Source organism: Streptomyces sp. NPDC111744 (assembly GCF_055634995.1).
On record NZ_JBVKCG010000079.1, the window covers coordinates 1 to 1,639 of the forward strand.

General features: G+C 70.3%; 1 protein-coding gene. It reads left to right on the forward strand.

Annotated elements, in window-relative coordinates:
* The first annotated feature begins 126 nt into the window (after positions 1–126).
* Complete coding sequence (locus ACZ7OO_RS44080; protein WP_471513014.1) at positions 127–1,503, forward strand: IS1380 family transposase; 1,377 nt, start codon at positions 127–129, stop codon at positions 1,501–1,503.
* The last annotated feature ends 136 nt before the right edge of the window (positions 1,504–1,639 follow it).

Here is a 1,639-nt window from a genome sequence, read left to right on the forward strand (position 1 = left end):
TTAGCCTCGCGCTTTCACGAGGTGGGGTGTCCGAGGCTTGATCAAATAAGCGGAGAGTGCTCCTGACCTGCAACGATGGGACTTGTCTAGGGTCCTGTTGGCTGCACGGAAAGAAGCACTCTCCAGGTGAAGAAGCGTATCGGGTCGTACCCGCGTGTCCGCATCGAGGGCGGCGGCCGGGCAGTGGTGTCGCAGGCCGGGGGCGTGCTGCTGGTCGAGACCGTCCGCAAGGCCGGCTTGGACGCCGCGATATCAGCGGCGCTGACGCCGTGGCGGAAGGCTCGGGCGGTGCACGATCCGGGCAAGATCCTGCTGGACGTGGCCCTGGCGGTCGCGCTGGGCGGGGACTGCCTCGCGGATGTCGCCATACTGCGGGCCGAGCCGGCCGTGTTCGGGCCGGTGGCCTCCGACCCGACGGTCTCCCGCCTCATCGACACCCTCGCCGCCTCCGGGGAGAAGGCCCTGCGGGCCATCCGTGCCGCGCGGGCTGAAGTCCGCCAACACGTCTGGCGGTTGGCCGACCGGGAAGCTCCCGATGCGGGCGGGACGGTGACCGTGGACCTCGACGGGGTGCTGGTGATCGCGCACTCGGACAAGGAGGACGCCGCACCCACGTGGAAGCGAACCTACGGCCACCACCCGCTGATGGGGTTCGTCGACCACGGACCGGGCGGCACGGGTGAACCGGTCGCGGCCCTGCTCCGAGCAGGCAACGCGGGATCGAACACGGCCACCGACCACATCACCGCCGCCCAACTGGCCCTGGCCCAGCTGCCGAAGAAGTACCGGCGCGGGCGCCGGACCCTGATCCGCACCGACTCCGCGGGCGGCACCCACGACTTCGTCGCCTGGCTCGCCCAGCGGGGACGGTGGCTGTCCTACTCGGTCGGCATGACGGTCACCGACGCGATCCACCAGCATGTGCTGAAGGTTCCGGCATCGGCCTGGACGGCGGCCGTCGAAACCGGCGGCGAGATCCGCGACGGCGCCTGGGTCGCCGAACTCACCGGCGACGTCCTGGACGGCTGGCCCAACGACATGCGGCTGATCGTTCGGAAGGAACGGCCGCACCCCGGAGCCCAGTTGCGGCTCACGGACGCGGACGGCATGCGGCTGACCTGTTTCGCAACCAACACCGTGGATCGGCCGATCGCCGAACTCGAGCTCCGTCACCGGCTGCGGGCCCGGGCCGAGGACCGCATCCGCGCTGCCCGGGCCACCGGCCTGCGCAACCTGCCCCTGCACCGCACCGCCCAAAACCGGATCTGGCTGGAGATCGTCCAGCTCGCCCTCGACCTGCTGGCCCGGATGCCCATGCTCGCCCTGACCGGCAAGGCCAGGTGCTGGGAGCCCCGCCGACTACGGCTCCGCCTGTTCACCGCGGCCGGACAACTCGTCACCACCGGCCGTCGACAAATCCTCCGCCTGGCCCGGCACTGGCCCTGGACCGGCCACATCACTGCAGCCCTCGACCGGCTAACTCAACTGCCCAACCCCGGCTGACCAGCAACTTTCCTATCTCTACGACAGCAGCCCGACACCGGAGCAGTGGAACCCGGCGCCACCCCGAGACGACACTCGGGCCCTCGACCTGCCCACCCCTCAGCCCACGGCACGAAAACGGTCCACCGACTCCGTC